This is a genomic window from Candidatus Marithrix sp. Canyon 246 (assembly GCF_001723685.1).
Lineage (GTDB): Bacteria > Pseudomonadota > Gammaproteobacteria > Beggiatoales > Beggiatoaceae > Marithrix.
The window spans coordinates 1-24,457 of record NZ_MCBX01000007.1 but is presented as its reverse complement, the minus strand read 5'-3'; the positions used below and the strand labels follow the sequence as shown (position 1 = coordinate 24,457).

23 protein-coding genes are annotated in these 24,457 nt (G+C 33.5%); 9 read left to right on the top strand and 14 right to left on the bottom strand.

Translation table 11 applies throughout. The annotated features are described in order from the left end of the window. The first annotated feature begins 28 nt into the window (after positions 1-28). The 6 genes from BHU68_RS06070 (at position 29) to BHU68_RS06045 (ending at position 12,493) form a co-directional block, all read left to right on the top strand. On the top strand, positions 29-1,591 hold the full coding sequence (locus BHU68_RS06070; RefSeq protein ID WP_069470764.1) for an ATP-binding protein: 1,563 nt from the start codon (positions 29-31) through the stop codon (positions 1,589-1,591). Positions 1,592-1,916: 325 nt separating this feature from the next. Further along, a complete protein-coding gene (locus tag BHU68_RS06065) occupies positions 1,917-6,437 on the top strand; it encodes a beta strand repeat-containing protein (protein WP_083235044.1) in 4,521 nt (1,506 codons plus the stop codon). Between the two features lie 55 nt (positions 6,438-6,492). After that, complete coding sequence (locus BHU68_RS06060) at positions 6,493-8,274, top strand: TIGR03032 family protein (protein WP_069471763.1); 1,782 nt, start codon at positions 6,493-6,495, stop codon at positions 8,272-8,274. Continuing rightward, positions 8,267-9,148 (top strand): hypothetical protein, encoded by an 882-nt coding sequence (locus tag BHU68_RS06055; protein ID WP_069471762.1) that lies wholly within the window; start codon positions 8,267-8,269, stop codon positions 9,146-9,148. The genes BHU68_RS06060 and BHU68_RS06055 overlap by 8 nt, the downstream gene beginning before the upstream one ends. Positions 9,149-9,162: 14 nt before the next feature. Continuing rightward, on the top strand, positions 9,163-10,638 hold the full coding sequence (locus tag BHU68_RS06050; RefSeq protein ID WP_069471761.1) for a tetratricopeptide repeat protein: 1,476 nt from the start codon (positions 9,163-9,165) through the stop codon (positions 10,636-10,638). A 67-nt stretch (positions 10,639-10,705) separates the two neighbouring features. Then, on the top strand, positions 10,706-12,493 hold the full coding sequence (locus tag BHU68_RS06045) for an AAA family ATPase (protein ID WP_216115503.1): 1,788 nt from the start codon (positions 10,706-10,708) through the stop codon (positions 12,491-12,493). 48 nt (positions 12,494-12,541) lie between these two features. On the opposite strand, the gene BHU68_RS06040 is transcribed toward BHU68_RS06045, so the two are convergent. From BHU68_RS06040 to yhdJ, 8 genes are all read right to left on the bottom strand, one after another. Beyond that, positions 12,542-12,988, bottom strand: coding sequence for an NUDIX hydrolase (locus BHU68_RS06040; RefSeq protein ID WP_069471760.1), 447 nt, complete (start codon positions 12,986-12,988; stop codon positions 12,542-12,544). Between the two features lie 15 nt (positions 12,989-13,003). Next, on the bottom strand, positions 13,004-13,726 hold the full coding sequence (locus tag BHU68_RS06035) for a DsbC family protein (protein ID WP_069471759.1): 723 nt from the start codon (positions 13,724-13,726) through the stop codon (positions 13,004-13,006). A gap of 3 nt (positions 13,727-13,729) precedes the next feature. Then, a complete protein-coding gene (rplS, locus tag BHU68_RS06030; protein ID WP_069471758.1) occupies positions 13,730-14,098 on the bottom strand; it encodes a 50S ribosomal protein L19 in 369 nt (122 codons plus the stop codon). A gap of 15 nt (positions 14,099-14,113) precedes the next feature. Next, on the bottom strand, positions 14,114-14,788 hold the full coding sequence (trmD, locus tag BHU68_RS06025) for a tRNA (guanosine(37)-N1)-methyltransferase TrmD (RefSeq protein WP_083234275.1): 675 nt from the start codon (positions 14,786-14,788) through the stop codon (positions 14,114-14,116). Then, the gene (gene rimM / locus BHU68_RS06020; protein ID WP_069471757.1) at positions 14,788-15,270 is read right to left on the bottom strand and encodes a ribosome maturation factor RimM; all 483 of its coding nucleotides are present in this window, start codon (positions 15,268-15,270) and stop codon (positions 14,788-14,790) included. The genes trmD and rimM overlap by 1 nt, the downstream gene beginning before the upstream one ends. A gap of 5 nt (positions 15,271-15,275) precedes the next feature. Next, positions 15,276-15,599 carry a 30S ribosomal protein S16 gene (gene rpsP / locus BHU68_RS06015; protein WP_083234274.1) on the bottom strand — a complete coding sequence of 108 codons (324 nt, stop codon included), beginning with the start codon at positions 15,597-15,599 and terminating at the stop codon, positions 15,276-15,278. 114 nt (positions 15,600-15,713) lie between these two features. Continuing rightward, positions 15,714-16,490 (bottom strand): hypothetical protein, encoded by a 777-nt coding sequence (locus BHU68_RS06010; RefSeq protein ID WP_141698965.1) that lies wholly within the window; start codon positions 16,488-16,490, stop codon positions 15,714-15,716. Between the two features lie 67 nt (positions 16,491-16,557). Then, entirely contained in the window at positions 16,558-17,418 is an 861-nt protein-coding gene (gene yhdJ, locus BHU68_RS06005; protein ID WP_069471755.1) for an adenine-specific DNA-methyltransferase, read from the bottom strand. 138 nt (positions 17,419-17,556) lie between these two features. Between yhdJ and hemN the strand changes: the two genes are divergently transcribed. Next, positions 17,557-18,939, top strand: a complete 1,383-nt coding sequence (hemN, locus tag BHU68_RS06000; RefSeq protein ID WP_069471754.1) for an oxygen-independent coproporphyrinogen III oxidase — start codon at positions 17,557-17,559, stop codon at positions 18,937-18,939. 40 nt (positions 18,940-18,979) lie between these two features. Here the strand turns inward: hemN and BHU68_RS05995 are convergent, their stop codons facing one another. The 4 genes from BHU68_RS05995 to BHU68_RS17185 all read right to left on the bottom strand — a co-directional run bounded on the left by BHU68_RS05995 (position 18,980) and on the right by BHU68_RS17185 (position 22,814). After that, positions 18,980-19,636 (bottom strand): hypothetical protein, encoded by a 657-nt coding sequence (locus BHU68_RS05995; RefSeq protein WP_069471753.1) that lies wholly within the window; start codon positions 19,634-19,636, stop codon positions 18,980-18,982. A gap of 55 nt (positions 19,637-19,691) precedes the next feature. Beyond that, positions 19,692-22,067 (bottom strand): DNA topoisomerase (ATP-hydrolyzing) subunit B, encoded by a 2,376-nt coding sequence (gene gyrB, locus BHU68_RS05990; protein ID WP_216092674.1) that lies wholly within the window; start codon positions 22,065-22,067, stop codon positions 19,692-19,694. 87 nt (positions 22,068-22,154) lie between these two features. Further along, the gene (locus BHU68_RS17190; protein WP_171899550.1) at positions 22,155-22,313 is read right to left on the bottom strand and encodes a hypothetical protein; all 159 of its coding nucleotides are present in this window, start codon (positions 22,311-22,313) and stop codon (positions 22,155-22,157) included. A 330-nt stretch (positions 22,314-22,643) separates the two neighbouring features. After that, positions 22,644-22,814, bottom strand: a complete 171-nt coding sequence (locus BHU68_RS17185) for a hypothetical protein (protein WP_171899551.1) — start codon at positions 22,812-22,814, stop codon at positions 22,644-22,646. Between the two features lie 14 nt (positions 22,815-22,828). Here BHU68_RS17185 and BHU68_RS05985 point away from each other — a divergent pair, with 14 nt between their 5' ends. Both BHU68_RS05985 and BHU68_RS17550 read left to right on the top strand, forming a co-directional pair. After that, entirely contained in the window at positions 22,829-23,419 is a 591-nt protein-coding gene (locus BHU68_RS05985) for an AAA family ATPase (protein WP_216092672.1), read from the top strand. A 35-nt stretch (positions 23,420-23,454) separates the two neighbouring features. Next, positions 23,455-23,658, top strand: coding sequence for a DUF4143 domain-containing protein (locus BHU68_RS17550; RefSeq protein WP_253180957.1), 204 nt, complete (start codon positions 23,455-23,457; stop codon positions 23,656-23,658). A 37-nt stretch (positions 23,659-23,695) separates the two neighbouring features. Here the strand turns inward: BHU68_RS17550 and BHU68_RS05980 are convergent, their stop codons facing one another. Continuing rightward, positions 23,696-24,208 (bottom strand): hypothetical protein, encoded by a 513-nt coding sequence (locus BHU68_RS05980; RefSeq protein WP_069471751.1) that lies wholly within the window; start codon positions 24,206-24,208, stop codon positions 23,696-23,698. Positions 24,209-24,336: 128 nt separating this feature from the next. Beyond that, positions 24,337-24,457 (bottom strand): zinc ribbon domain-containing protein (locus BHU68_RS18295; RefSeq protein ID WP_141700070.1); only part of this gene is annotated, 121 nt, incomplete at its 5' end.

Genomic DNA, 24,457 nt, shown 5'->3' with positions numbered 1-24,457 from the left:
TTTTTTCGATAAAATAAATATTAACAATATGAAAAAATTACCGATAGGCATTCAAACATTTTCAGAAATAATCACAGAAAATTATTTATATGTGGATAAAACTAAAGAAATTACTGAATTATTGCAAGGAGGTAAATATTTATTTCTATCTCGCCCTCGCAGATTCGGAAAATCTTTATTAATTTCAACATTATCAGAAATATTTTCAGGCAATCAAGAACTTTTTCAGGGCTTATATATCTATGATAAGATTGACTGGCAATCATATCCAGTTATTATTATTGATTTCAATAAAATTTCATACACTAATGATGAAGTTTTTAAAACATCATTATTATCATTTTTAGATGAAATTGCCACTACATATGATATTGTACTATCAAAGAGTTTTATTAAGGATAAATTTGGAGAGTTAATTGAAAAGATTTCAAAAAAGACTCAGAAAAAAGTTGTGGTTTTAATAGATGAATACGATAAACCAATAGTTGAACATATTGACGATATAGAAAAAGCGACAAAAAATCGTGAAATCATGCGAGATTTTTTTGGTATTTTGAAATCTTCTGATCCATTTTTACGCTTTGTATTCCTTACCGGAGTATCGAAATTTTCTCGTGTTTCGATTTTTTCTGAATTAAATAATGTAAGGGATATTACATTTTCAAGACAATTTGCCACACTGTGTGGATATACACAAAAAGAATTAGAAACTTATTTTGAGTCTTATATTCATAATCTCGGCTCTGTTTTAGAAATCAAAAAACCAGTTTTACTTACTAAAATTAAGACTTGGTATAATGGTTATTCATGGAATGCTAAAGATACACTGTATAATCCGTTCTCAATTCTTAATTTATTTATGGAACAACGCTTTAGTAATTATTGGTTTGCAACTGGCACTCCAACGTTTTTGATGAAGTTAATTAAAAACACAGAACTTGATACAATCCAATTTGAAAACAAAAAAGTTCCAGAAACTATATTTGATGGATACAATCTTGAGAATCTAAATGTATTCGCGCTTTTATTTCAAACGGGATACCTAACTATCACTGATATTGATAGTGAAGATTTATTTATTGAATACACTTTAAATTATCCAAACTTAGAAGTAAAACAAGCATTTACTACTTATTTATTTACTGCATTTACTAATAATAGATTAGATGAAATTCAGCCAGCAACAAAAAAATTACGAATTTTTTTACAAAATGATGATATTGAAGGCTTTATAAATCTAATCCGTGCTTTGTTTGCTAAAATTCCATATAACTTACATATCAAGAAAGAAGCTTATTATCATTCTTTATTTTATATGGTGGCAGTATTGATGGGGGTTGAAATTGATCTGGAAATATTAACAGATAAGGGGCGTATTGATGGCGTATTGGAATTTGATAACAAGATTTATTTGATAGAATTTAAATATGCTGAAAAAGGCACTAAAATGGATAGCTTGACTAATAAAGCTATTGCGCAAATCAAAGACAAAAATTATGGGGAACGCTTTTTAAATGATTTGCGTCAGCGAGTTTATCTTGGTGTGGGGATTTTAGGGAAGGAGATTGGCTATCAAATTGAAAAGGTATAAGACATGAAAAAATTACTGAATGGCAATCTTATCCAGTTATTATTATTGATTTCAATCTAATACTAATGATGAACTATTTATGTCGGTACGTATAAATATTTATACATATTTACATAATATTAAGTACAGCGAATTACGTGGATAAACAAATTATTTGGCTCTGATTAAGAAAAATGCCGCTGATGCTAAAAAACAATTGCTTAGCTATAATGCTAGTTTGCAGAACAAGTATGGTGATGAATTGAAATTGAAATTAATGTAGTTATATTTATTATATTTATGTATAATCTATTTTTGTGATACAAAAAAACCAGTCAGTAAATTTATGAACCAATTAAATTCAAAGTTATTATTTCCTCTGAATAATAAATATAAATTCAAACTGTATTCGAGTAGCATGTTATTGGCGAGTCTATGTACTTTGACTCCTGCTGCTTATGCCTTATCAGTTAATAGTCAAACTCCAACAGTTAATGCCTTAGCTCAAAATGCCGATAGTAATATTAGTATTGAGTTTGATGATGCTATGGGTAATCCGGGTACACATATTATTGTCAATGGCTCATTATCAGGGCCAATTGATGGCATATTCACACCCAGTGGCAATAATATTACTTTCGATCCAACTAATGACTTCAAACCCGGTGAGACTGTAACAGTTACTCTCACCACATTATTACAAAGCAATAATGCTCAATCTCTGTCCACTGCTAAAACATCACAATTCACTGTCAAAGCAGGCAATGGAGGAATATTATCAGACAGTGGCCAAAGCCTTGGCAGTTCATCGAGCTACAGCGTGTCGCTGGGGGATGTGGATGGCGATGGTGATTTGGATGCCGTGGTGGCTAACTTTGGTGAAGCCAATAAGCTGTGGCTGAATGACGGTTCTGGAACCTTTAGTGATAGCGGCCAAAGCCTTGGCAATTTTAAGAGCTACAGCGTGTCGCTGGGGGATGTGGATGGCGATGGTGATTTGGATGCCGTGGTGGCTAACTTTGGTCAAGCCAATAAGCTGTGGCTGAATGACGGTTCTGGAACCTTTAGTGATAGCGGCCAAAGCCTTGGCAATTTTAAGAGCCGAAGCGTGTCGCTGGGGGATGTGGATGGCGATGGTGATTTGGATGCCGTGGTGGCAAATTATGGTGAAGCCAATAAGCTGTGGCTGAATGACGGTTCTGGAACCTTTAGTGATAGCGGCCAAAGCCTTGGCAGTTCTAATAGCCGAAGCGTGTCGCTGGGGGATGTGGATGGCGATGGTGATTTGGATGCCGTGGTGGCTAACTTTGGTCAAGCCAATAAGCTGTGGCTGAATAATCCACCACCAAATGAAGCACCAATTAATAGTATAGCAGCTAGCACACAAACTACAGGTGAAGATAGCTCATTAGTTTTCTCAGTAGATAATAGCAATAAGATTTCAATTACAGATCCAGATGCTGGAGCGAATTCAGTTCAAGTGACACTAACAGTGGCTAACGGAACAGCAACTTTAAGTGGAATCAATGGATTAACATTTATTACAGGTGATGGAACTGATGATGCTGAAATGGTATTTACAGGAACTATCACAGATATTAATACTGCATTGGCAGGCATGAGCTTTACTCCAAATGCTGATTTTAATGGTGATACTACTTTAACTATAGAAACTAATGATCTTGGTAATACTGGTGGAGGTGGAGCATTATCAGATACTGATACCATTACCATCACAGTAAATCCAATAAATGACATACCATCATTCACCAAAGGTGCTGATCAAACAGTTTCTGAAGATTCTGACGCACAAATAATTAGTAATTGGGCAACTAACATTTCTGCTGGACCAAGTGATGAATCATCACAAACTCTAAGCTTTACAGTTACTAATGATAATAACAGTTTATTTTCAGCACAACCTGCAATTGATGCAACTGGAAATTTAAGCTATACTCCAGCCCCAGATGCAAATGGTAGTGCAGTAGTAACAGTCGTATTAGGTGATGGTACAGATACTTCAGCGGCTCAAACTTTCACTATTAATATTAGTGATACCAATGAAGAACCAAGCAATACTGTACCATCTACGCAAACTACAGATGAAGATAGCCCATTAGTTTTCTCAGCAGATAATAGCAATCAGATTTCAATTACAGATACTGATGCTGGAACTAATCCAGTTAAAGTGACACTAACAGTGGCTAACGGAACAGCAACTTTAAGTGGAATCAATGGATTAACATTTACTACAGGTGATGGAACTGATGATGCTGAAATGGTATTTACAGGAACTGTCACAGATATTAATACTGCATTGGAAGGTCTGGGTTTTACTCCAAATGCTGATTTTCATGGTGATAGCACAATACAGATTGAGGTTGATGATCAAAGCAGCTTAGGTGCATTAACAGATACTGATACCGTAACCATCACAGTAGATCCGGTAAATGACATACCATCATTCACCAAAGGTGCTGATCAAACAGTTGATGAAGATTCTGACGCACAAACAATTAGTAATTGGGCAACTAACATTTCTGCTGGACCAAGTGATGAATCATCACAAACTCTAAGCTTTACAGTTACTAATAATAATAGCAGCCTATTTTCAGCACCACCTGCAATTGATGCAACTGGAAATTTAAGCTATACTCCAGCCCCGGATGCAAATGGTAGTGCAGTAGTAACAGTCGTATTAGGTGATGGTACAGATACTTCAGCGGCTCAAACTTTCACTATTAATATTAGTGATACCAATGAAGAACCAAGCAATACTGTACCATCTACGCAAACTACAGATGAAGATAGCCCATTAGTTTTCTCAGCAGATAATAGCAATCAGATTTCAATTACAGATACTGATGCTGGAACTAATCCAGTTAAAGTGACACTAACAGTGGCTAACGGAACAGCAACTTTAAGTGGAATCAATGGATTAACATTTACTACAGGTGATGGAACTGATGATGCTGAAATGGTATTTACAGGAACTGTCACAGATATTAATACTGCATTGGAAGGTCTGGGTTTTACTCCAAATGCTGATTTTCATGGTGATAGCACAATACAGATTGAGGTTGATGATCAAAGCAGCTTAGGTGCATTAACAGATACTGATACCGTAACCATCACAGTAGATCCGGTAAATGACATACCATCATTCACCAAAGGTGCTGATCAAACAGTTTCTGAAGGTTCTGGTACACAAACAGTAGATTTATGGGCAACCAAGATTGATGCAGGAACAGCAAATGAATCATCACAAATTCTAAGTTTTGCAGTAACTAATGACAATAACAGCCTATTTTCAGCACAACCAGCAATTGATAGTTCTGGAAATTTAAGCTATACAGTAGCAGGTGTTGGTAGCGCAGTAGTAACCGTAATATTAAATGATGGTGAAGATAATTCAGAATCTAAAACCTTTAATATTACTATAAATCCATTACCTCAAACGCCAGTTCAATCAACACCAGAACCAATTAATAAGGATGTTAATATTAAACCAGAGGTTATAGTAGAAGGCGGAACTCTCGAAGGAGAAATCAAAAATGAAGGCATTCTAAAAGACGTAACTTTAGCAAAAGGAACTCAGATAGAAGGCGGACAAATTGAAGGTCAAATTAACGGCAATCCAGAAGCACCAGCAGTATTGATCAATGTAAAAATAATTGCTAAAACTGAATTAAGTCATGTAATATTTGATAAAAGTGTTGAACTTCCTACAGAAGTTACCTTAACAGATGTCGAATTACGAGGAGCATCAGTAAATGGTGGCAAATTAGAAGGAACTATTAGAACTACCAGTTCTGCAACAGTAATTAAAAATGTCTCTTTAGGAGAAAATGCTACAATTATTGGTGGTAAACTAGAAGGAAAAATTAGCGGTAATCCTAAAAAACCAGCAGTATTGCAACATTTAGGAATAGAGCCAAAAACTCAATTAACTGATGTTATAATTGATGATGGTGTAGAAATGCCAGCAGATGTTAGCTTAGCTGACGGCGTGCGTTTCATCAAGGCAGAAAATATTCCTGAAGGTATAGATTTAACACAAACTCTACCAAGCATAATTCCTGAGAATGTTGAAGTTGAGCAACCATCGCCTGTAGATTTATCAAATGATCCAATTGTGAATGGCATAGGGCTGTTAACCAAGATCAATATTTTACCAGCTATTTCAAGCAGTGGTAAAATTGAGCAAAGCAGTAATACTGGTGTTCTAACACTGAACATAGAAATAACAGTGTTTGTAGTCATTCCTATTAAAGTGCGGTATGTGAAAGGCAAAACTCGTGCTGCTACTGAGCAAGCAGTTAGATTAGGTTTTGGACAAACAGTGTTTTTTACTACTGAAGATGGTATAGAAGTAACAGCTAATCCAGCAGTGCAAGATTTAAAACAATTAAAAGCTGCCTTAGCTAAGCTAAATTTACCAAAATTTAGTATAAACAATGATGGTAATATTCAAATTCCAGCCACTGACAAATTAAGCTATTTTGGCAGACCAGATTTAGCAGCAACAATTGTTGATAAAGACACAGAAAACGGCTTTATTGTTAAAGAAAATGGCAATTTGGCCTTAGTGTTTGAAGATGCAGATGGACAAAAACTAGAACAAATTTTCTATCCAACTCCAGCTTCTATCCCAGCCACAGCAGAATTTACTACAGAAGCTGAATTATCTCCAGAAGGCAACTTAAAATTTAAGTTAGGAGGACAAAGCTATGAAGGTAAATTAGATTATGCAGTAGTACATGGAGAAGCACCAAGCGATGGAAAACTAGAAGTAATAAATATAGATGCAAAACAATTACTAATAGTTTATCCTGATGGATTACGACAAATTTTGAAACTTAAATAGTAACCTTCAGACCTGTCAGGTTTTAAAAACCTGACAGGTCTTTATTCTGAAAATTATGACCCCTTCAAAAAACTTAGATATCACCGGTTCACGTCACCTCATTGATTGGTTCCAAAATCAACAAATCAGTCTAGCTTTAACAACTTATCAAAGTTCTCGTTTATTTTTGCTTGGTGTAAAACCTGATGGCAGTTTATCTGGTTTCGAGCGATTATTTGATCGTGCTATGGGTTTGTATGCTACACCTGAGCGTCTTTATATGAGTTCACGTTATCAATTGTGGCAATTTGATAATGTCTTAGCCGCTGGAGAATTAGATAAGGGCTATGATAAACTTTATGTACCCCGTATTGCTCATACTACTGGCGATTTGGATATTCATGACTTAGTTGTAGATAAGAACCAAAATATCATCTTTGTCAATACTCTTTATAATTGTCTAGCCACTTTAAGTGAACGTCATAGTTTTAAGCCCCTGTGGCAACCGCCATTTATTAGCAAACTAGTGGCTGAAGATCGTTGTCATCTGAATGGTTTAGCTCTGGTAGATGGAGAAGCTCGTTATGTTACAGCAGTTAGCCAATCTGATGTGATTGATGGTTGGCGTGAGCGACGGCACGATGGTGGTTGTGTAATTGATATAAAAACCAATGAAATTATAACAAAAGGCTTATCAATGCCACATTCGCCACGTTGGTATCAAGGAAAATTATGGCTATTAAATTCTGGTGAAGGCGAATTTGGTTATATAGAAAATGGTAAGTTTCAGCCACTAACATTTTGCCCGGGTTATATGCGTGGATTGGCATTTTCAGGAGATTTTGCCATCGTTGCCTTATCCAAAGCCCGTGAAAAAACCTTTACCGGCTTAGCACTAGACGAAAAACTCGCAGCAAAACAAGTAGAAGCCCGTTGCGGCTTAATGATAATTGATCTAAAAACCGGAGAAATTGCTCATTGGCTGCGTATTGAAGGAATTGTTACTGAATTTTATGATGTGCAAGTATTAGCAGGGGTGCAACGTCCAAAGGCTTTGGGTTTTAAAACTGATGAAATTCAGCGTCTTATTACTATTGAAAATGATAATCATAAGCAAAACGCATTAGTATCTATAATAATACCTTGTTATAAACAAGCACATTTTTTAGCAGAAGCAGTAGAAAGTGTGGTGTCACAAAGCTATCCAGATTGGGAAATAATTATCGTGAATGATGGTAGCCCTGATAATACTAATGAAGTAGCACAACAACTTATAAACAAACATTCAAATAAAAAAATACGCTTACTCAAAAAACCAAATGGAGGGCTTGCTGATGCCCGTAATGCAGGTATAGCGATTGCTAATGGTGAATACATTCATCCCTTAGATGCTGATGATAAGTTAGCAGCTAATGCACTCAGAAATTTAGTTGCTCTTGCAATGGAACAAACTTCACCTTGTGTAGTTTTTGGTTCATATCAAAGATTTGGTGTGGTTAATACACGTTTTATTAGTCTGGATCATTATTCTTTAAAAAATCTTCTTAAATTTAATATGGTTCATGCTAATTCTATGTTTTCAAAGAAAGTTTGGCAAATGCTCAAAGGATATAAAACAGAAATGACTATGTATGAAGATTGGGAATTTTGGATTCATTGTCATAAGTACAATATTCCTTTTATTGGTACTAGAAATATTGTCTTATATTATCGAAAACATTATGATTCTATAACAGCAAACAACTCTGCTAAGAAACATAATTTTTTCTTGGCAAAAATTATTTATCTTCATCCTCAATTGTTTGATCCTGAAACGATAAGAGAGGCAAAGTTATTGATTAATAATCAACATGATTAAAAATACATCAAAACTAGTTATAGTTCATTTAGGTGACAATAAATTCTTAGACATCAAAAGAGATATTATTCTAGGCATTTATCATACTCTGGTTGCATTGGATTATGATGTTGTTATTAGTAATAATATGTTGGATAAAAATCGACTTAATATTATTATAGGATTAGATATTACAAGTCGTGAAATAAGAACTCAACTCCAAAATTCACAGATTGACTATATAGTATATGAAACTGAGATTATTCATAACGGCGCATTAAATTCCAGACCCAAAGCAGCTATTGATTTAGAATTAGATTACTTACCTACTTTAGCGAAAGCTAAGTTGGTTTTATCTCCATTTAAATATGTCGTTAATACTTTAAAAAACCAATATGGTATCAATGCCATATATGTCAAATGGGGATATGTACCAGAATTGAATGATATTGAAGTCAGAAAGGATGATCAAAAAGGTATTGATTGTTATTTCTTTGGTATTTTAACAAAAAAACGTAATAACATATTACAACAAATTATGAAATCTGGTTTGAAAGTGAAAATAACCGATTTTCCGGGTATTCCTGTGTTTTTACGTAATCATTTTATTAGTCGTTCTAAATTAGTGCTAAGCTTACAACACAATAGTCAATGGATGACAGTTAATCCTTATCGTATTATGTATCCAATACAAAATAATTGTTGTGTAGTTACTGAAAAGCAATCATCTGATTTAGATGGATATAATGATTATGCAGTTGTTGCAGATACAGTGGATTTTGTAAACTATTGTACTCATTTAATCCATTCTAAGGAATATCAAATCTTACGACAAAAAAAACAAGCATTAGTTATGGCAGAACCTATGATTGATCAGTTTAAAGATTTAATTTAAATCTGGAATAAGCAATGAGCATTGAACAAGCAAAAGTCCTACTAAAAAAAGGCAAACCTAAAGCCGCTATTAAGCATTATCAAAAGGCGTTAGCTAAAGATTCTAATTCTTTATTGGCTTATCTTGGCTTGGGGCATTGCCTTAAAGAAACTAAGCAATATGATTTAGCTATTAACATCTTATTGAAAGCTATAGCTATTCATCCTCGTAGTGCTAGCCTGCATTTAAATTTAGCTAATGTTTATAATGATCTTTCTCAATTAGACGTGGCTATTGATTATTATCAAAAAGCATTAGCTCTTAATCCCAATTATGCACTGGCTTATAATAATTTAGCTAACGTATTTAAACAACAACAACGCTTGGCTGAAGCTGCTTTATGTTATCACAAAGCAGTTATTCTAAAACCAGATAGTGCAGAAATACATCATAATTTTGCTATTAGCTTAGAAACAATAGAACAGTTTGAAGCGGCATTATCGCATTATCAACAAGCCATTGCACTGAATCCTGATTATATTGATGCTCATTTTAATCGTGGATTGCTGTTATTTTCATTAGCTCAATTTGAACCTGCTTGGAGTGAACATATTTGGCGCCCAAGTAAATTTTTATATTATAAAACACTAGAAAAACCCTTTAATAAAAAACTGCCTTTATTGACAAATAATCTACAAGATAAAACTATTTTTTTAAATGGGGAACAAGGCTTAGGAGATGAATTGTTTTTTTTGCGTTACGCCCCAGAATTGAAAGCACGTGGTGCAAATATTCATTATCGTTGTCATATCAAAAATGCTAGTTTGCTTAGCCGTGTCAGTTGTTTAGATAAAATAATATCTGATGAAAAAGTTTTGTTTCAGGGCAAAAATAGTTTATTAGTAGGCGATTTGCCTTTAGCATTAGCTATGACTACTAAAGCGGCACCACCTTTAGCCTTATCTGTATTACCAGAACGTCTTGAAGCGATGCGAAAACGTTTAGCGGCATTAGGCAAGCCACCATATTTAGCTGTGACATGGTGGGCTGGATGTAAACCAGATGAAAATAGTACAAAACCGACATTTTATCGAGAAATAGATTTAACAGAATTAGGCAAAGTATTAGCTCCTATTGATGCTACAATATTGATTTTACAACGTAATCCTACTGAAGCCGAAATCAATAAATTAACATATCTGGTTAATAAACCGGTACACGATTTAAGTGCTTTCAATGAAGATTTGGAAGATATGTTGGCTTTATTGAAATTATTAGATGATTATATTTGTGTGCATAATACTAATATTCATCTAATGGCAGGAATAGCTAAAACTGCGCGTATTTTAATCCCCTACCCACCAGAATGGCGAGATATGAAAACAGGTAAAGAATCACCTTGGTTTAAGGGCTTTAAATTATATAGACAAAGTAGTGATAAAAGTTGGTCACAAGCATTGAATGACTTAAAAAGGGATTTAAGATCTGATGACAGTAATATAATGGAATAACATTCGTTTATTTCTAAATTAGTTGTACTATAATATATTTCAATTATTAGAAAATCCGAGAACAAACATGATCAAATTTCCATATGGCATAAGTAATTATTATCGAATAGTAACGGAAAATTATTTTTATGTAGATCGTAGTAATCACATTAGACTAATTGAAGAAGCAGGAGATCAATTACTTTTTTTGCGCCCTCGCCGCTTTGGTAAAAGCTTAGTATTATCAATGCTAGAAAATTACTACGACGTAGCCAAAGCTGATGATTTTGATAAATTATTTGGTAATTTAGCGATAGGAAAAAATCCTACTCCTATACATAATAAATATTTAGTGATGAAATGGGATTTTTCTAATATTAGCCCAGAGGGTGATAGTAAGCAGATTGAAAAAACCTTATCAGATTATCTTAACGAACGTTTCCAAGATTTTGCTAATTATTACCAATCTATATTAAAAATATCTATTTCAATTAATCCATCAAATCCTATCGCATCATTTCTATCTTTATTAAGAGCAGTGCGAACAACAGCTTATAAACTCTATCTACTTATTGACGAATACGACAATTTTGCCAATGAAGTAATGATGGGCAAACAGAAAATCAGCAATAGCCGCTATGATGCATTAACTTCTGCTGAGAGTTTTCTAAAAACCCTTTTTAAGTCAGTAAAATCAGCTACTAGCGGGCAAGGTTTAGAACGAGTTTTTATTACTGGTGTTTCTCCAGTTTTAATGACTGATATTACTAGTTCTTATAATGTTGCAAAAGATATTTATTTAAGATCAGAATTTAATGATTTATGCGGATTTAGAGAATCTGAATTAGCCTCAATTCTTCATAAAATCGCTAAAGAATGCGATTTGACTTCGACAAAGGCTGAACAAGCCTTAACTTTAATGAAGGATTTTTATGATGGTTATTGTTTTAACTACCGTAAAACTGAGGATATTTATAATCCTACATTAGCACTCTATTTCTTAGATAATTTTCAACAAGAATGTCAGTTTCCCCGTAAAATGCTGGATAACAACTTGGCTATGGATAGAGGCAAACTTTCTTATGTCTCAAGTTTATTAAATGGTGAATCTGTAATATTTCAAGCTTTAAATGAAAATCCACCATTAAGTCTGTTTGAATTGGCAGATAGGTTTGGGGTTCAAGATATGTTATCTGCCAATAAAGATACTCAATTCATTGTTTCTTTATTGTATTATTTAGGTATTTTAACTTTAAATGGAGAAACCGAAGTAGGAGAATTACGTTTTAAAATCCCTAATTTAGTTGCACGTAAGCTTTATGTTGAGCGGCTATTTGAAATGCACTTGACAAAATCAGAACGTGAACAAACAGGTAAACTTGCTCAACAATTTTTTCAAACTGGTGATTTGCAAGCAATCTGCGATTTTATGGAACAACATTATTTCAAAGTTTTTGACAATCGTGATTATAAGCTCGCCAATGAATTAACTATAAAAACAGCATTTTTAACCATTTTATTTAATGATGTTCTTTACGTAATGGATTCAGAATTTTCAACCGGGCGACGCTACGTAGATTTGAGTATGATTATTCGCCCAGAGCGACGTAAGTTTCCAATTTTTGATTTTATTTTAGAATTCAAATATATAAGTTTATCAGAAGTAAATCTAAGCGGCGAAGAGCTTAAAGATATGAGTATTGATAAATTAAATAATTTGGCTCTGGTTAAGAAAAATACTGCTGATGCTAAAAAACAATTGCTTAGCTATAATGCTAGTTTGCAGAACAAGTATGGTGATGAATTGAAATTGAAATTGATTAGTGTCGTGGCTGTGGGATTTGACAGATTGGTTTGGGAAATTGTTGGTGAATAAAAACCTGACAGGTTTTTAAAACCTGTCAGGTTTGATAGTTTGTATTTTTTATCTAATATGTTTGATTAAATCTAATGGATAACGAACACCACTTAAATAATCATCTATGCAATTCAAAACCATTGGGCTGCGTAAGTTTGGTAATTTTGCAACTTCATCCCGTGTTAAAGAAACAGTACGAATTATACCAGCATCTAATTCAAGATCAGCTTCTTTTTCGAGTTTTTTTCCACAAAAACATACTCGCAAATAAGTACTTTGATTTAGAGAGCTGGTATATTCATAAATACCCACTATGGCTTCAGGTTCAAAATGCCATGCAGTTTCTTCTAAAGTTTCACGAATTACTGCATCAATTAAAGTTTCGTTTTGTTCCCAATGCCCAGCAGGTTGATTGACAACAATTACACCGTTGGAAGATGTTTCTTCTATTAATAAAAATCCTTGTTGATCTTCAATAATAGCCGCTACTGTTAGGTGAGGTATCCAATTCATACTGATAATGTTAAACTACTTTGCTTGTTGCAAATAAGGAATTAATTGATAATATGGAATATAACCGGGTAATAATTTACCATTAGGTAAAACTAATGCTGGTGTACCAGTTACTCCTATATTTTGCCCCAAACTATATAATTTATCTATAGGGTGATTACAAGTTTTGTCTTTGACTTTACGTCTATTTTTAGCGTCAGTCATAGCCTTCTGCTGATCATCGGCACACCATACTGATACCATTGTATTATAAGTATCTGAACCTTTACCAGCGCGTGGAAAGGCTAAATAACGTACTTTAACACCTGCACGATTCAAAAAAGGGACTTCTTTATGGAATTTCGCACAATAACCGCAATCTACATCAGTAAAAACATTGACAGTATATTTAGTTTCTCGCTTGGGCGCAAAAACTACCATTTCACTTTCATCAATAGCATTGATTGCTTGCATACGCATTCTATTACGTCTGTTTTCGGTTAAATTTACAGTACCATTAGTTCTATAAATCTCACCTAATATAAAATGCTTACCATTTGCGGTAATATAAATGATATTAGAACCAAGAGTTGCTTCATATAAACCAGCAACAGGTGTTTTTCTAATCCTATCTAAACTAGGATTTCCTCTTAAAAGATATGTCAAACTTTTAGCAGTTTTAGTAACTTCTTTTGGAATTGCCACTGCAAAAGCAGATGAATAACTTGCTAATAATGCTACTATCAAATAAATACGCATAATTTATGCTTTTGCCTTTACTTTTCTTACAAGTTTTTCTTTAATACGCGCTGCTTTACCACGTCTATCACGCATATAATAAAGTTTAGCACGTCGAACTTCACCGCGTCGTTTAACTTCAATACTATCAATTAAAGGGCTATAAGTTTGAAATACTCGCTCTACGCCTTCTCCATGAGAAATTTTACGTACTGTAAAAGCAGAATGTAAACCTCTGTTACGTATCGCAATCACCAAACCTTCAAAGGCTTGTAAACGTTCACGAGTACCTTCTTTAATCTTTACTTTTACTACAATAGTATCACCGGGAGCAAAACTAGGAATAGTTTTGTTCATTTGTTCTTTATTTAATTCTGCAATAATATTATTCATTATTATGCCTCCTGTTTAATTAATATTTTCATTACGTTGCTGAGTACGATTTAAGGCTTGTTGATGTCGCCATTTTGCAATCTCAGCATGATTGCCAGATAATAATACTTCTGGTACTTTTTGTCCGTCAATTTCTACTGGGCGCGTATAATGTGGATGATCTAATAAACCATTCACAAATGAATCTTCTGCGGCAGATAACTGATTGCCTAATGCTCCGGGTAATTGCCTAGTTAAAGCATCAATTATTACCATTGCTGCTAACTCACCGCCGCTTAGAACATAATCACCTATTGACCATTCTTCATCAATATCATGTTCTATTATCCGTTCATCAATTCCTTCATAACGCCCTGCAACTAATAGCAAACTTTTATAGCTTAATAAAGTTTCTATTCCCGCTTGATCTAAACGCCGCCCTTGCGGTGATAAATAAATTACCTTGGTATCAGTTCCTAAACTGCCAACAGCTTGTTTGATTGTCGCTCGTAAGGGTTTAACTTGCATCACCATACCCGGTCCACCACCGTATGGACGATCATCAACTCGCTGATATTTATTATCACTAAAATCTCTTGGATTCCAACTAGATAATTCTACCAAACCTTTTTCTAAGGCGCGAGCTGTGATACCACCAGAACGTAGTGTCTCAAGCATTTGAGGAAATAAAGTAATTACACCAATGCGCATTAAAAATCAACATCCCAATTAACTTGCAGTGTCGCTTCTACTAAATTCACCTCTAATATGACATGATTCATCACAAAAGGAATTAAACGTTCGCGCTCACCCGAAACTACTAAAACATCATTCGCGCCTGTAGCAATTAAAGATGCCACTTTACCAAAGCTAATTCCCTCATGATTCATAACAGTTAAACCTATTAAATCATGCCAATAAAATTCATCTGTAACAGTTGCAGGCAATTGCTCACGATCAATGGCAAGCTCTGCACCCAGCAAAGTAGCCGCTTCATCACGATCATTAATAGATTCAAACTTAGCAATAATGCCTTTACCATGCGCTTTAGCTTGGCTAACAGCGAGCATTTTTTGATTTACAAACCAAGGAGAATAGTTGATGATATTTGTGATAGGATCAGTATAAGAAAACACCTTAACCCAACCACGCACTCCATATAAACCTCTAATTTGTCCAACTATTACCCGCATTGAATTTATTCAGTAGTAGTTTTTTCTGTGTTTTCTGTTTTTTCTTCTTCAGTAACAGTCTTCTTCTTAGTAACTATAGATGAAGTTGTTTTAGCAGACTGTTTAAGTAACTTAGCAACTCGATCACTAGCTTGGGCACCAACACCTAACCAATATTCAGCGCGTTCTAAATTAATACGCAAACCTTCTTGTTTTGCATTAGCGACAGGGTTAAAAAAACCTAAACGCTCAATATAACGACCATCACGACGAGAGCGTGAATCAGTGACAACTACATGATAGAATGGACGTTTTTTTGAACCGCCTCGACTTAAACGAATTGAAACCATATTATATAAATCCTGATATTTTATATTAATTAAATTATAATTAGAAATTGAAAACTTCTAATTATAAGAGATTATGAGTTGAGAGGGAATAAATATTTTCAATAATAGTGATTATTAATAATTAAATTCGACTCGACTCTGTACAACAATTTCTTCCATTATTTCCTTGATTTTAGAACGCTTAATTTGTTCAACAAATATATTCATTAGCTTTTGTATATTAATTACTTCTTCAATAGAAGCTATATACCTATCAACAATCTTTTTAATTCCATATACAGCTTGAGCATTAGTTCGCAATTGCTCATATATTTTTTTTTCATCCATCTCTGTTTTTATGACAAAGGTAATTGGATAACGCTGTATTTTGTCAATATCTAAAAAATACTTTCTAAAATCCAAGGTTTCTGTTACTTGAAAAAATCTACCTAATGGTTTCATAACAAAATCGATCCCACCATCATTAGCATTTGTACGCCCTGTCTTGTAAAGCATTAGGTTTTCTTTATTCAATTGTTCTGGATTCCAACCCCAATATATAACTGCATCTGCATAATGAGCTTTTAAAATAGCATAACTAACAATTTCAAATACTCTAGCATCTACATTTGTTTGTAACTGTTGCTTAATAAATCTGATTGCTTTTTCTGTATTATCTTCTGAGATTTTAGCTAAGCTTGATATGTAGGCAATAAACTCATCAAATGCTAATCGCTTTGCTTCAACATAAGCATCTATGATTTCAATAATAGTTTTTGCAATATTTACATACTTGTCGCCAACAGGAACTTTTAATAAATTATCATTTATCCAATATCTCTTGGTTTTTAAATCTCGAATAATTGGTTGATGCTGAACATCAGGAAAGAATTTTCTAAATTCTTCATTCATCCTGTTATTTAAAGCATGATTTTGCAGTTTTTGCCCAAATGGTAATAACCTCATTCTAGCAAACAGATTAAAATAGCTCAGCTTGATTTTGCTTGTTGTCTATTCCGTTTTTTCGTACATATGACTTGTTTAAAGTTTTAAGTTTTTTTCCATTAAACTCATCACTAATATTTAAGCGGCGCAATCCTATTTTGATATATTCTTCCTGAAATTCTATACCTATAGACTTTCTACCCAGTTGTTGTGCAACGGCAGATGTTGTAAATGTTCCAGCAAAAGGATCAAGAACAATATCACCTTCATTAGAACTAGCTTTAATAATTCGTTCCAACAATGCTTCAGGTTTTTGAGAAGGATGTTCTTCATATTCATCCATTCTATAACGCACACGAGGAAATTCCCAAACATTACCGGGGACTTTTTTAGTATTGTAAGGCTTTGGTGTTTCACCTCTATAATCAATTAACTTGCGTTTTGCCCCAGTTTTTGCTTCCACAAGAATATCTTCAGCCTTGAAAGTGTAATTTTTCTGATCTTTTACACAAAATAAGATCGGTTCCCACAAGGAACCATAGTATTTTTTTGCCTGCTTGCCAGAACTATCATAAGCCCAAACGATCCTAGATAATATAGTAAGTTTATTTCGTATATATAGATCTAAATAAGGCATAGCTTCTGTACTTGTCATTAAGTACATTGAACCCGTTGGTTTTAATTTTTTGATACAAATATCTATCCATTGATAACACCACAATGCATAGTCTTGATCATTTGCCCATTTATCATGAAAATTTGAGAATTGTTTACCAATATTATATGGCGGATCAACAAAAATCAAATCAATAGAAGAATCTTCTATATGTTTATCAAATACTTTATCAATATTACTATATATTAATTTACAAAGTTCATTCTCAAATATTTGCATTATAGTTTAATAATCATTTCTATAAAGCGAAAAAACAGTAATAGAAATTCAATTGCTGATATTTTATATTAATTAAATTATAATTATAAGAGATTATGAGTTGAGAGGGAATAAATATTTTCAATAATAGTGATAATTATGCAACAAACAGAACTTTTTAATATAGACTTAATCCGCCGCTACGATACAGCTGGACCACGTTATACCTCATATCCAACTGCTGTTCAATTTAATGAACACTATGATGAAGCCACTTATCGTGACTATGCTAAAAATAGTAATGCCTCATTAAACCCATTATCATTGTATGTGCATATTCCATTTTGTGATACAGTATGTTTTTTCTGTGGCTGTAATAAAATTGCTACCAAAGACCGCACTAAATCTAAACCTTATTTAGACTATGTCAATCAAGAAATTATAATGCAAAGTGCATTATTTAATCCTGAACGTATAGTTACCCAATTACATTGGGGTGGTGGTACACCGACTTTTTTAAGTCATAGCGAAATACGAGAATTAATCAACAGTATGAAATCAAATTTTCAATTACTTGATGATGATACTGGAGAATATTCTATAGAAATAGATCCTCGTGAAACTAAAGCTGATACCGTTGCAGTGTTGCGTGAAGTCGGTTTTAATCGCATGAGTTTAGGCTTACAAGATTTTAATCCTAAAGTACAAAAAGCTGTGAACCGTATTCAATCTGAAGAACAAACCTTTGGAGTCTTAGAAGCCGCTCGTCAAGAAGGTTTTAAATCTATTAGTATAGATTTAATCTACGGTTTACCACATCAAACAGTTGATAGTTTTGCTCAAACTTTAGAACAAATCCTAAGCGTAAAACCCAATCGCTTATCGATATTTAATTATGCGCATTTACCAACTATATTTAAACCACAGCGACGTATTTCAGAAGCTGATTTACCTAGCCCAGATGAAAAGTTAGCGATTCTACAACACACTACTAATCAATTAATTAAAGCTGGTTATGTTTATATAGGCATGGATCACTTTGCCCTGCCTGATGATGAATTAGCACAAGCACAAAATAATGGAACCTTATATCGTAACTTTCAAGGTTATTCAACTCATGCTGATTGTGATTTAATTGGATTAGGTGTGAGTTCAATTGGAAAAGTAGGTGATTCATATTCTCAAAACCTAAAAACACTAGACAAATATTACGCTCAAATTGATGCAGGGCATATTCCGATATTTCGTGGAATCACACTAAATGCCGATGATAAATTACGCCGAGAAGTAATTACTAAATTAATGTGCAATTTTTATTTAGATATTCCTAGCGTAGAAACCGAATATCAGATTGACTTCAAAAAATACTTTGCATATGAACTACAAGAATTAGCCAAACAAGAACAAGATGGTTTATTAACAATAACTGCAAATCGAATAGAAGTACTACCAGTAGGCAGACTATTAATACGTAATATCTGTATGAACTTTGATATTTACTTGCGTAAACATAAAGAACAAAGATTTTCTAAAGTTATTTAATTCTCTCAGAGCTGGCGGGTTTTAACAACCTGTCAGCTCTTTATATTTTAAAGATTTCTTCTTTAACCACAAGTAAATTTTTATAAATAGCTGTTAAGTCAGTTAGTTTGCTACTATCAAAATTTATGGAGATAAAATATTGATATGTATTTTCAGCTAATTTTTTTAAAATTACAAAATTCCAGATTGCTCCAACAATATAAGCACCTTTTATAATCTTAAAATCATTTAATTCAACTGCTGTTATTAATTCAGCTAGTAATTGTGATTCTGGATAAGAAATTTCTTTAGCTTTTTTAAATTCCTGAATAAAAAAATAGGGTTTTTCTGAATATTCCAAACCTTTTGAAACTAAAAAGTCTGTATTTCCCGTAAAAATAAATTTATTGGTTTTATAAGTTATTTTTTCTTCATAAAAATCTCTGATTTCTTTTTCTATATTTCTAAAATCAACTTTATTTAAAATGGGAGCTATAAATTTAACTTTTAAATCTTCTTCTTTATATATTCTAATGAAATTAAATTCTTTGTCTAAAAGTTCAGTTAAAAACTTAATTTCATGATCTTTCAGGTTTATTGTTTGGTTAAACCAAAGATCAAAGATTTTCAGCGAGAAATTTTGTTTTATATTAACTAATTCTCGTAATTCTCTATCTTTAATTTTACTAAAATAATAAATAGGAATATCTTCTTTCATAATCAACTCTGTAACTAAACCTGACAGGTTTTAAAAACCTGTCAGGTTTGATAGATTAAGCGTCTAAATTAACCACTGACAAGGCATTTTTTTCAATAAAATCACGACGTGGTTCGACTTGATCACCCATTAAAGTTGTAAAAACTTCATCACAAGAAACTGCATCTTCAATACGAACTTGTAATAAAGTTCGAGTTTCAGCATTCATGGTAGTTTCCCATAATTGGTCAGGATTCATTTCACCTAAACCTTTATAACGTTGAATATGTAAACCACGTTTAGCTTCTTTCATCAGCCATTCTATAACTTCATTGAAATTACTTACAGGCTGTTTTTTATCTCCACGCTGCACATAAGCATCTGCTTTCAATAAACTTTGAAGTTGTTCCCCTAAACTTAGTAATGATTTATATTCAGAACTATTGAAAAAACGCTGAGTTATAGGATAACTAGTTTCGACACTATAAGTGGTTGAAATAATATTTGCGGCAAATTCTTCTTCAGTAGAAGTTAATAAATTAACTTTATAAGATTTAGAATCTAATTGTTTTGCTAAATCCTTAAACCATTTTTTAACATCAGAACTTAGCGGCGGCAAATAAATCATAGCTTCTAAAACAGCTGCTGGTATTTGACGCGAAAAACGTTCAATCATTTTCATGACTTGCAGATATTGTCGAAACAGAGTCTCTAATCCCTCACCTTCTAAAGCAACAGCGTCAGAACTAACAAATAATTGAGAATTTTGCAAAGCCAGAGACATTAAATGATCATTAAGTGCAGCATCATCCTTGACATATCGCGCTTGTTTACCTTTAGCAACTTTATACAAAGGCGGCTGAGCAATATAAACATAACCACGTTCAATAAGTTCAGGCAATTGCCGATAAAAAAAGGTTAAAAGCAAAGTTCTAATATGTTGCCCATCAACATCAGCATCAGTCATAATAATAATATTATGATAACGCAACTTCTCAATATTATATTCCTCATTACCAATTCCACAACCTAAAGCAGTAATAAGAGTGCCAACTTCAACAGAAGCTAACATTTTATCAAAGCGAGCTTTCTCAACATTTAGAATTTTACCCTTTAAAGGTAAGATGGCTTGGGATTTTCTATCTCTTCCTTGTTTTGCACTCCCCCCGGCACTATCGCCTTCAACCAAAAACAATTCCGACAAAGCTGGATCTTTTTCTTGACAATCAGCCAATTTACCCGGCAAACCTGCAATATCTAAGGCACTTTTACGCCGTGTCATTTCACGAGCTTTGCGAGCAGCATCTCTAGCACGGCTAGCATCAATAATTTTACTAGCTATATTTTTAGCTTCGCTGGGATTTTCTAATAAAAATTCATCTACCTTTTCAGCAACTATTGCTTCTACAGCCGCTTTTACTTCACTTGATACTAATTTATGTTTTGATTGAGAGGAAAATTTGGGTTCGTACATTTTAACAGATAATACTGCTGTCAAACCTTCACGAACATCGTCACCTGATGGTGATACTTTGGCTTTTTGTAAAAAGCCTTCGCGTTCTAAATAATTATTTAAAGTACGTGTTAAGGCACCACGAAATCCAGATAAATGAGTTCCACCATCGCGCTGAGGAATATTATTAGTAAAGCAATAGATATGTTCATGATAAGAATCATTCCATTGCATAGCAACTTCAATCCTAATTTTATTTTTTTCGCTATTTATATAAACAATGGATTGATGTAATCCAGTTTTATTGCGATGCAGTAATTCGACAAAAGAACGAATACCACCTTCATTTTCAAAAACTTCATCTTTTTCAGATCGTTCATCGACTAAACGAATTCTGACTCCAGCATTTAAAAACGATAATTCACGTAAACGATTAGCAAGAATGTCATAATGAAATTCTATATTAGTAAAAGTTTTAGTGCTGGGTTTAAACCGAATCTCTGTACCGCTATTCTCAGTTTCACCAGTGATAGCTAATGGTGCCAGCGGTACTCCTTCTTGATAAGACTGTTGATGAATTTTACCTTCTCGACAAATAGTAAGATGCAATTCCTCTGATAAAGCATTTACTACCGAAACTCCAACGCCATGTAAACCACCAGATACTTTATAAGAATTATCATCAAACTTACCACCAGCATGAAGAACAGTCATAATAACTTCAGCCGCTGAACAACCTTCTTCCTTATGAATATCAACAGGAATACCGCGCCCATTATCGCTAACACTCACAGAACCATCAAGATAAAGTTGCACCTTAATTTCTGAACAATAGCCAGCTAATGCCTCATCAATAGCATTATCAACGGCTTCAAACACCATGTGATGTAAACCGGTACCATCATCAGTATCACCAATATACATACCCGGTCGTTTTCTAACCGCATCTAAACCTTTTAAAACTTTGATATTACTTGAATCGTAAGTACTTTCAGCCATCATAATTTCCAATGAATTTTAATTAGACTATTTTACCATTTTTTAGTATAAAAAGTCAGCTCAGCTAATTTTGTTCTCCTGATAATTTTAAAGTTTCATTACATCATTTTTTGCACCTTGTAGAATTTCTTTAGCAACACCAGTAGGAATCACCATTTCATCAGGTAATTCATGTAATAATTCAACTTGTCCAATTTTAGAAAGTAAAATTAGTGGAGAAGCATCTATCACCCAACATCTAGTCATCTTCTAAAAATCCCATTGCTTTTAAAATGGTTGGTTAGTGAGTGAACCATCCGTTTTCAGATAAAACCGATCAAAATCATTTGCTAAAAACAGATTGCCTTTTTATGGCATGATATTTTGTGGCTGCTTCTGATGCAAGCTTCGGTATTCATCATAAGCATCAAAAATGGTCTGAACCCTGTATTACTACAGCCTTATAATTCCTCCTAGATTCCTACCCAAATGCTGCGTTATCGGTTGACTTGCCGACCTCGTATGCAGCGTTGCTGCTACTGCACAGTGCATACACATTCGTTTTTCCTCGTTCCGTTTAGAATGTTTAATGATAGTTTAGGTTCTGGCTATACGCCGAGGCATTTCACCAGATTCTAAACCTAAGTTAAAATCATCTAATACTTGATGATTCTTATGAGCAATTGAGAGATTTTCAACTGATAACATAACAAATAAACAATAATGATAATAATTATCAATTTTATCATATGATGCAATTGATAACAACACTTACTTATATTATGGATAAACATAATAATTTGATGATTACACGTATTCTGGCTGCTAAAATAGAGCAGCGATTATTTGGTTCACGTCAAGTCGGTAAAACTACTCTGATTCAGCAACTGTTAAAAACACCTAAAGAACGTGTACTGTTTTTTAATGGGGATGAAGCTCAAAGAATTCCTGAAATTGGACTTACTATAAAACTATTCACTGACCAACTTTCTCATTTACAAGTAATTGCCACTGGTTCTTCCGCCTTTGATTTAGCTAATAAATTACAAGAGCCTCTAACTGGTCGCAAATTTGAATATACACTTTATCCAGTTTCATTTACTGAAATGGTTGAGTATCATGGTTGGATAGAAGAAAAACGATTGCTAAATCAGTGTCTAATTTATGGTTATTATCCAGAAATAGTGACAAATCCCGAAAATGCTCAGGAATTACTGGTTTTATTATCTAATAGTTATCTGTATAAAGATTTATTGATGTTGGATAATATAAAAAAACCAGTAATGCTTGAAAAATTGCTAAAAGCATTGGCTTTACAATTAGGTAGCGAAGTATCTTATCATGAATTAGCGCACTATGGGAAAATTTTCTAATAAGTGAACGCATAAAGTATTTAGCAAATAACAATATGCGAGCGAGTAGCTACTTTTGGCGTACAACTCAACAACAAGAAATTGATTACATTGAGGAACGAGAAGACAATTTATTTGCTTATGAATTCAAATGGAATGTCAAGGCTAAAGTTATGATTCCAAAAACTTATATTCGTGCATATCCTCAAAGTGATACTAAAATTATTACACCGGAAAATATGGAGGAATTTTTATTGTGAATATAGCTTATGGTTGGATTAAAGACAGATAGATGATTTATAATTTCCCCTCTTTAAATAATTGAAAAGCTTTTTTAACAACTTGTTTTTGTTTCTTATCTAAAGGTTTTATAAAAAATATTTCAAACTTATGAAACATAAACCAAGCTAAACGAGAATAAGGTTGAGTAGTAGATAAGCTTTTAAAAATCCTCATAAAGAGTTTTTTAAGCGAATGTCGTAGCGTTTTTTTATCAATGCGCTTGTTTTTAAAGTCATTCAAATCATCTCTTATTTCAGCCAAAAAATTATCTACAATGGTTTTGCGTGCTATTACTAAATCATCTCGGTTTAAATCACAGATTTCTTGAGTTTTCTTGCCACGTTGAGTTTTCTCTATGATTTCACCATTGGGCAAAAATACAAAATGTAACTCAGGCTTATCTATTTCAGGATTTAGTAACAAAGGTTTTTCCGCTGCCATGATGGCTGAATCAGCCTGACAAACATTTTTATCTAATCCATTACTGTCTAGTGGTGGTTGTGTTACTGCTACTTGATTTGTGAGCAAATGTGATCACTCACGGTTAAATTTGCGATTCATCCAAGCTGGTTGTTTCCAGAAATACATCAAGAAACAGAGCCGTCTTATCCCCGCACGTAAGTTCCCGGTTAGCCCCCGGTACTACTAACTAATCACTAAGCTAAAAGACGTATGCCTTCACGCTCAATATTAATCGCTGCATTTAAATCACGATCTATTTTAAAACCACATTTACCACAATGGTAAACACGTTCAGAAAGCTTTAATTCCTCTTTC